Origin of the sequence: Lapillicoccus sp. (assembly GCF_039935575.1) — a bacterium.
Classification (GTDB): Bacteria; Actinomycetota; Actinomycetes; order Actinomycetales; family Dermatophilaceae; genus Lapillicoccus.
This window is the reverse complement of sequence record NZ_JBDTKA010000007.1, coordinates 58,525-65,697: the sequence shown is the minus strand read 5'-3', so window position 1 is coordinate 65,697 and position 7,173 is coordinate 58,525. Positions and strand designations below refer to the sequence as shown.

Annotated in this window: 9 protein-coding genes; 1 reads left to right on the top strand and 8 read right to left on the bottom strand. The window is 70.8% G+C overall.

The window, feature by feature from the left end; translation table 11 throughout:
* The 5 genes from ABI385_RS00940 to ABI385_RS00920 all read right to left on the bottom strand — a co-directional run.
* Window positions 1-545: TCP-1/cpn60 chaperonin family protein (locus tag ABI385_RS00940; RefSeq protein ID WP_348101849.1), on the bottom strand; the 545-nt coding region annotated here is incomplete at its 3' end.
* Window positions 546-896: 351 nt separating this feature from the next.
* Window positions 897-1,328: an HIT family protein gene (locus ABI385_RS00935; RefSeq protein WP_348101848.1), complete on the bottom strand. Its 432-nt coding sequence runs from the start codon at window positions 1,326-1,328 to the stop codon at window positions 897-899.
* The gene (locus ABI385_RS00930) at window positions 1,325-1,768 is read right to left on the bottom strand and encodes a hypothetical protein (protein WP_348101847.1); all 444 of its coding nucleotides are present in this window, start codon (window positions 1,766-1,768) and stop codon (window positions 1,325-1,327) included. The genes ABI385_RS00935 and ABI385_RS00930 overlap by 4 nt, the downstream gene beginning before the upstream one ends.
* 148 nt (window positions 1,769-1,916) lie before the next feature.
* Window positions 1,917-2,723 carry a methyltransferase domain-containing protein gene (locus ABI385_RS00925; protein ID WP_348101846.1) on the bottom strand — a complete coding sequence of 269 codons (807 nt, stop codon included), beginning with the start codon at window positions 2,721-2,723 and terminating at the stop codon, window positions 1,917-1,919.
* Window positions 2,720-3,724, bottom strand: a complete 1,005-nt coding sequence (locus tag ABI385_RS00920; protein ID WP_348101845.1) for a YafY family protein — start codon at window positions 3,722-3,724, stop codon at window positions 2,720-2,722. The genes ABI385_RS00925 and ABI385_RS00920 overlap by 4 nt, the downstream gene beginning before the upstream one ends.
* Window positions 3,725-3,787: 63 nt before the next feature.
* On the opposite strand from ABI385_RS00920, the gene ABI385_RS00915 reads away from it, so the two are divergent.
* Window positions 3,788-4,396 carry a TIGR03086 family metal-binding protein gene (locus ABI385_RS00915; protein ID WP_348101844.1) on the top strand — a complete coding sequence of 203 codons (609 nt, stop codon included), beginning with the start codon at window positions 3,788-3,790 and terminating at the stop codon, window positions 4,394-4,396.
* On the opposite strand, the gene ABI385_RS00910 is transcribed toward ABI385_RS00915, so the two are convergent.
* From ABI385_RS00910 to ABI385_RS00900, 3 genes are read right to left on the bottom strand one after another with little or no spacing between them, the layout of a single operon-like run.
* Window positions 4,385-5,434 (bottom strand): P1 family peptidase, encoded by a 1,050-nt coding sequence (locus ABI385_RS00910; RefSeq protein WP_348101843.1) that lies wholly within the window; start codon window positions 5,432-5,434, stop codon window positions 4,385-4,387. The genes ABI385_RS00915 and ABI385_RS00910 overlap by 12 nt on opposite strands.
* 13 nt (window positions 5,435-5,447) lie before the next feature.
* Complete coding sequence (locus tag ABI385_RS00905; protein WP_348101842.1) at window positions 5,448-5,741, bottom strand: DUF3263 domain-containing protein; 294 nt, start codon at window positions 5,739-5,741, stop codon at window positions 5,448-5,450.
* A 50-nt stretch (window positions 5,742-5,791) separates the two neighbouring features.
* Window positions 5,792-7,153 (bottom strand): aminotransferase class V-fold PLP-dependent enzyme, encoded by a 1,362-nt coding sequence (locus tag ABI385_RS00900; RefSeq protein WP_348101841.1) that lies wholly within the window; start codon window positions 7,151-7,153, stop codon window positions 5,792-5,794.
* Window positions 7,154-7,173: the final 20 nt, after the last annotated feature.

Below are 7,173 nucleotides of genomic sequence, written 5' to 3'. Positions count from 1 at the left end.
CCCATCGTGTTGGAGTCCTCGACGGTGATGACCCCTTCCTTGCCGACCTTGTCCATCGCCTCGGCGATGAGCTCGCCGATCTGCTCGTCGGCGGCGGAGATGGAGGCGGTCGCAGCGATCTGCTCGCGCGTCTCGATCTCGGTCGCGCTCTTGAGCAGCTCGTCGGAGACAGCCTGGACGGCCTTCTCGATGCCGCGCTTCAACGCCAGCGGGTTGGCCCCGGCGGCGACGTTGCGCAGACCCTCGCGGACCATCGCCTGGGCGATGACCGTGGCCGTCGTGGTGCCGTCACCGGCCACGTCGTCAGTCTTCTTGGCAACTTCCTTGACCAGCTCGGCGCCGATCTTCTCGTACGGGTCCTCGAGCTCGATCTCCTTGGCGATGGACACACCATCGTTGGTGATCGTGGGGGCGCCCCACTTCTTCTCGAGAACGACGTTGCGGCCCTTGGGGCCGAGCGTCACCTTGACGGCGTCAGCGAGGATGTTCATCCCTCGTTCGAGACCGCGTCGCGCCTCTTCATCGAAAGCGATGATCTTGGCCATTCGGGTGGTTCCTCCCACGCGAATCGATGTGATGACCATGGGGGCGCCCGCGACGGACGGCCAGAGCCGCGCACGCCCATGTTCGCGTGTCGTCCCTGACCTCGCCCAGATGGTCGAGTTGTCACTCTCGGGTCGAGAGTGCCAGCCCCATTATTGGCACTCGCGGGGTGAGAGTGCAAACGGTCTCGACAGCGCCAGCAGTAAACAGGTTCTCGAGGTTCTGTGAGACTGGGCCGCCCTCGAGCTGAACGTTGCGATCCGTCACCGGGTCGACACCCTGCTCGTGCCTCCCCCGCCTGCCCTACCCCGTCGAAAGCGTCGCGGCGGCGTTCGAGCGGGGTTACGCCCAGCTCAACGCGGCGTCGTGAGAGCCGAGACCAGCCTGTCGGCGTACTCCTGGGCCTCGTCGTCCGAGGCGTACGTCGTGCGCGGCCAGAAGAACCCGCGCAGCCCGTCTCCCTTGGTGCGCGGGACGACGTGGACGTGCAGGTGCGGCACCGACTGGCTGACGACGTTGTTCATGGCGACGAACGACCCCTGGGCGCCGAAAGCCTCGACGACCGCTGCGGCAACCCGCTGGGCAGCCGCCATGAGCGGGTCCCGCATCGGCTCCGGCAGGTCGAGTAGGGTGTCGACGTGCTCCCTGGTGACGAGCAGGACGTGCCCCTTGAACACCGGTCTGGTGTCCAGGAACCCCACCACGGCAGGTTCGTCGAGGACCCGGTATGCGGCCTGCGCCCCCGCGACGATCGCGCAGAAGAGGCAGCCGGGCCGTGCGCTCACGCGGGCAGCTGGGTGCGCAACGACCCGTCGGCCTCGGACGTGACGGGGTCGTCGAGGTCGGCGATGAAGACCGCGACGATGTTGCGGTAGGGGTTCGACTCGACCTCCGTGAGCATCTTTCGCCAGGCGTGCAGGTTGACGTGCTCGGAGGCCTCGCACGCCTCGGCCGGTGCGAGACCATTGACCGCGTGGGTCAGCTCCGCGACCGACAAGACGTGCGTCGAGGTGCCGTTGGCGTAGCCGATCGTCTTGGCCAGGATGACGGCGGGCAGACCGTGGTAGTCCTCGCCGATGTTGATCACCGGGAACTCGAGCTCGGCCGACGAGGTCGCCGGGGTGAGGCCGACGGCATACGCGACCGGCTCCTGCCATCCCTCGATCGAGGCAGCGATCGTCTCCCGGGTCGCGGCGATCTGCTCGGGGGTGCTCCAGGCCGTCATACCGCCAGCCTTCCACACCGGCGGTGCCCGCCATCTGCACGCCACTTGACGCCGCGTCGAGTGTCTTGATGCGGGATGGATGAGGCGTCAAGTGACACGACGCTGCGTCGAGTGCTCGGGGCCGGAGTCCGGCGCGGGTCGCGGGCCCTCAGCAGCGGGCCAGGACCTCGCCATGGGGGATCGCGAACCACCCATCCGGGTGGGCGGCCCACGCTCGCCAGCCGTCGGCGATCCGCTCCAGCTCGGCGCTCGACGCGAGCCCGCGCGAACGGGCTTGGTCGGCCAGCGCCGACCCGGTCACCCGGTCCGCCCAGAGGCCGCCCCACCAGGCACGTTCGTCGGCCGACGCGTAGCACCAGGTGCTGGCCGAGCAGGTAACGTCCTCGAACCCTGCCGCGTGGACCCACGACAGCAACCTCCGGCCCGCATCCGGCTCGGCGTCGTTGCTGCGCGCCACGGCTTGGTAGAGGGTGAGCCAGTCGTCCAGGCGCGGATCGGCGGGGTACCAGACCATCGCCGCGTAGTCGGCGTCGCGGGCCGCGACAAGCCCTCCGGCGCGGCACACCCGCCGCATCTCACGCAGCGCGGCGACGGGGCGGGTGAGGTGCTGCAGCACCTGGTGGGCGTGCACGACGTCGAACTCGCCGTCGTCCGCCTCGAGGTCGTAGACGTCTCCGACCCGGAACTCCGTCCTCTCGTCACCACGCCGCTGCGCGTTGACGCGGGCAGCGTCGAGCGGCTCCGGCACAGCGTCGACGCCGACGGTCGTCCCCGGCGTCACCAGCTCGGCCAGGTCGAGCGTGACGGTCCCCGGCCCGCACCCCACGTCGAGCACACGCATACCCGGTGAGAGGTGCGGGAGCAGGTATGCCGCCGAGTTCGCCGCCGTCCGCCACTGGTGCGAGCGCAGCACAGACTCGTGGTGCCCATGGGTGTAGGTGTCGCGAGGAGTCACGAGTCCATGATGTGCACAGCCAGGGAGGCGCGTGCCCGCTCGACCAGCTCCTGAACGAGGTCCTCCGGCTGCAGCAGCCGGGCCTGGCCGCCGAACCCCATCACCAGCGCCACGGCCGCCTGCCGGGCTCGCAGGCTGACGCGGACGACCGGCCATGCGTCGGCTGGCGCCGGCGCACTCCCGTCGGGCGGCTCAGTCACGGGAGCGTGTCCGGTGACGGCCTGACCCGTGGCGATCAGCCGGAACATGTGCAGCGCTTCCGGGTCGACAGCGGCCACCAGGTCGACCCCCGAGCGGCGCGCCTCGCCCTCGAACTCCCCTCGTACGCGGTCCCATTCGACCTGCAGGTCCAGTCCGGCAGGTATTCGGGCCGCCGATGTCAGCGGCACTGCCCCGGCGATCCGGGAGACACGATAGCTGCGCGTGTGACCCCGGTGACCCGCCAGGAGGTACCACCGCCCGGCGTTCTCGACGAGCCCGAACGGGTCGACCGTACGCGTCGTCGGACGGTCCTGGGAGGCGGACCGGTAGGACAGGCGCACCCGTTTCCTGTCCACCGCGGCTGCCCGCAGCGCCGGCAGCAACGGGACCTCCTCGACGGCCGCGAACCACCGCCGTCGGTCGACGACGACGACGGCCGCGAGCGCATCGGCCTTGTCCAGCGCGGGTTGCGGAACGGAGGCGGCCAGCTTCGTGAGCGCCGTCCCCAGCTGGGGTCCGAGGCCGAGGTCGCTCACCGCCGACCGCGACGTCCAGGCGAACAACGCCTCTGCCTCGCCCGTGGTGAGCCCGCTCGCGTCGGTCGAGTACCCCTCCATCAGAACGCAACCGCCCGTCCTACCGCGCTCGCTGTAGACCGGTACGCCGGCGGCGGACAGCGCCTCCATGTCCCGCAGGATCGTGCGTTCCGAGACTTCCAGCAGCTCGGCGAGCCGGCGTGCGGGCAACCGTCCGTGCCGTCGGAGCAGGAAGAGGATCTGCAGGAGCCGGTCGGCGCGCATCTGCCGAGACTCCCACAAAAACATGACAGCACGTGTCTGGTTTTGGTAGGCAGCATGGACGACATGACTCAGACACCCGACCCTCGCCCGCTCTTCACCACCGCCCTCGACCAGGCGGGGCACCTCGTCGCCACCGTCACCCCGGACGACCTCGACCGGCCCACACCGTGCGCCGACTACAACGTGCGCACCCTGCTCGGCCACCTCGTCGCCGTCGAGCGCCGGGTCGTCCACATCGCGCACGGCGGCGCGCCCCACGAGGTCACCTCACTCGTCACGGACGTGCCCGACGACGGCTGGCTGTCGGCGTGGACCGAGTCTCGTACGGCCCTCGACGACGTGATGGCCGAGGACGGCGTGCTACAGCGCACCTTCGCCCACCCGGCGGGCCTGCTACCCGGTTGGCAGGCCGTCTTCGCCTACGTCTCGGAGATCGCGACCCACGGGTGGGACCTCGCCGTGGCCGTCGGCCGGCGCGACGAGCTCGACGACGAGCTCGCCGCGGCGGCCCTCGGGCCGGTCATGCAGTTCCTGCCGGCCGAGCCGCGCGGCGGACCAGTGCCGTTCGCGCCGCCGGTCGACGTCGCGCCGAACGCGCCGGCATACGACCGGCTCGTGGCGTGGATGGGCCGCGACCCGCAGTGGTCGCCTCAGACCGGGTCAGCGCACTGAAGGGACCGCTGAGGGGAAGGCGTCGCGCCACGAGCGCAACGCGACGCCTCCGGACGCGGTGCAGTCCACCGACTCCGCCGCGAGCAACCCATGTCCGATCGCCCTGGTGACGCAGTCGCCCGCCGCCTGCATGAGCACGAACAGCTCCATGAGGTCAGGTGCCGGGCGGTCCCCCGTCGCCAGGGCGAACAACGTGTCGCCGTCGAACAGCGTGTGCACCGGGTTGATCGCTCGCGCCATGCCGTCGTGCCCCAGCCCGGCGACCTTCTGACACTGCGCCTTGGTCAGGGTCGCGTCGGTGGCGATCAGTCCGATGGTCGTCGCCATCCCGGGCCCGCCGGGTCGCTGGGCGGCGGCCCGGTTACGGGCGGCTTCAAGGTCCTGCATGCTCGGCTCGCCGACCGCGTCGAACTCGCCCTCAACGCCCCAGCGGACAGCATAAAGAGCTCCCGTATGCGGGTCGACCGGTGAGCCGGCGGAGTTGACAGCCACGACCGCCGCCACGGTGGTGCCGTTCGGCAGGACCACGCTCGCCGACCCGATCCCGCCCTTGAGGCCGCCCGAGCTGGCTCCCGTCGCGGCTCCGACGCTGCCCTGCTCGACCGCACCGCCGTGCGCCGCCCGGTAGGCCGCGGCACCCTCAGCGGCGCTTGGGGTGTTCGCGAAGCCTCCCCCGCGGCCGAGGTCGAACAGGATGGCCCCGGGCACGATCGGGACCACCTGACCCGGACCGCCGACCGGCCAGCCGAGGCCGGCGGCATACAGGCTCTGCATGACCCCGTCGGCCGCCGCGAGCCCGAACGCGCTCCCGCCGCCCAGCAGCACCGCGTTGACGCGGTCCACCAGGTTGCGCGGGTCGAGCAGGTCGGTCTCGCGGGTGCCTGGGCCTGCGCCGCGGACGTCGACGCCGCCGACGGCGCCCGCGTCAGGAGCAAGGACCACCGTGCTGCCGGTCAGCCAGCCCGGCTCGCGTCGGGTGGCGTGACCGACGCGGATGCCGGCGACGTCAGTCAGGCTGTTGGTCGGTCCGGGTCGCATGGACCCGAGAATGTCAGACGTTGATGCCGAGGCGGCGAGCGCTGCGGGCCCGCTGGCGCGACGCGCGAAGCCGGCGCAGCCGCTTGACCAGCATGGGGTCGGCCTCGAGGGCCTCCGGGGTGTCGATCAGCGCATTGAGTACCTGGTAGTAGCGGGTGGCGCTCATGTCGAAGAGCTCCTTGATCGCCTGCTCCTTGGCGCCGGCGTACTTCCACCACTGGCGCTCGAAGGCGAGGATCTCGCGGTCGCGGTCGGCGAGCTCGCCTACCGTCGACCGCCGCGGGTCGTCCTGCCGTTGCGCGTCCATGTTGCGCACACTATAAGGGCAAATCACAGCGGTGTCATTCGATGACCGCGTCAGTCCATCGTGTCGAGGATCGCCGCAATGTCGGCCTCGGTCGTCGTCGGGTTGACGATCGCGAGCCGGGTCACCGTCTCGCCGTCGTGCGTCGTCGGCACGACGAATGCGAACTCCTCGGCCAGCAGCCGGTCCGACCACGCCACGTAGTCGGACTTGCCCCACCCGACCCGGCGGAAGACCATCACCGACAGGTCCCGCTCGCGCAGTAGCTCGAGATGAGGACGTCGCCGGATCTCCTCCTCCGCATAGCGCGCGACCTCCAGGGTCCGTTCGACGGCGTCGGTGTAGGCCTGGGTGCCGTGCACGGCCAACGAGAACCAGAGCGGCAGGCCCCGCGCGCGCCGACTGAGCCCGATCGCGTAGTCAGCGGGGTTCCACTCGGGCTGCTCGGTGAGCACGTCGAGATAGCCGGCGTGCTGGGTATGCGCCGCTCGAGCCAGCGCCGGGTCGCGATAGATCAGCGCGCAGCAGTCGAACGGCGCGAACAGCCACTTGTGCGGGTCCACGATGAACGAGTCGGCCCGCTCGACCCCGACGAACCGATGCCGGATCGACGGCGCGGCGAGCGCCGCTCCTCCATAGGCCCCGTCGACGTGGAACCAGAGGCCGAGCTCTACGCACACCTGCGCGACCGAGGCCAGGTCGTCGATGATCCCGAAGTTCGTCGTACCGGCGGTGGCCACGACGGCAAAGAAGGTGTCCGGGTCGTTTGCCTCCAGGGTCGCCCGCAACCGGTCACCGGTCAGGCGCCACTGCTCGTCGGCCGGGACCTCGACCAGCTCGGCGTCCATCACGTCGCAGGCCGACTGGATCGACGAGTGCGCACCATGGGTGGTCGCGACCCGCCACGGGCGAGTGCGCGAACCCTCCCCGGCCGCCCGAGCCCGCGCCGTATGCCTCGCGGCGACGAGCGCGGACAGGTTGCCGACCGTGCCCCCACTAACGAAGACCCCGCCGGCCCCGGGGGGCAGGCCGGCCAGGTCGGCGATCCAGCGCAGGGTCTCGTTCTCGGCATGGACGGCACCGGCACCTTCGAGCCACGACCCGCCGTAGATCGACGACGCCCCCACCACGACGTCGAACGCCGCTGCTTCCTGCGTGGGGGCACAGGGGATGAACGACAGGTAGCGGGGATGGTCGGTCGACAGGCAGGCCGGCGCGAGGACGTCGGAGAAGATGTCCAGCGCCCCGGCTGCTCCCAGACCCGCGGCGGTGATCGTGACCCCGACCTCCTCACGCAGCTCCGCGCTGCTGAGCGGCCCGTCGAGCGGGGCCGGGTCGAGACTGAGCCGCTCGGCTGCATACGCGAGCACGGCGTCGATGTCCGGCCGGGACAGAGGTTGGGCGAAGCGGTGCACCCGCGGAGTGTATGGACCAG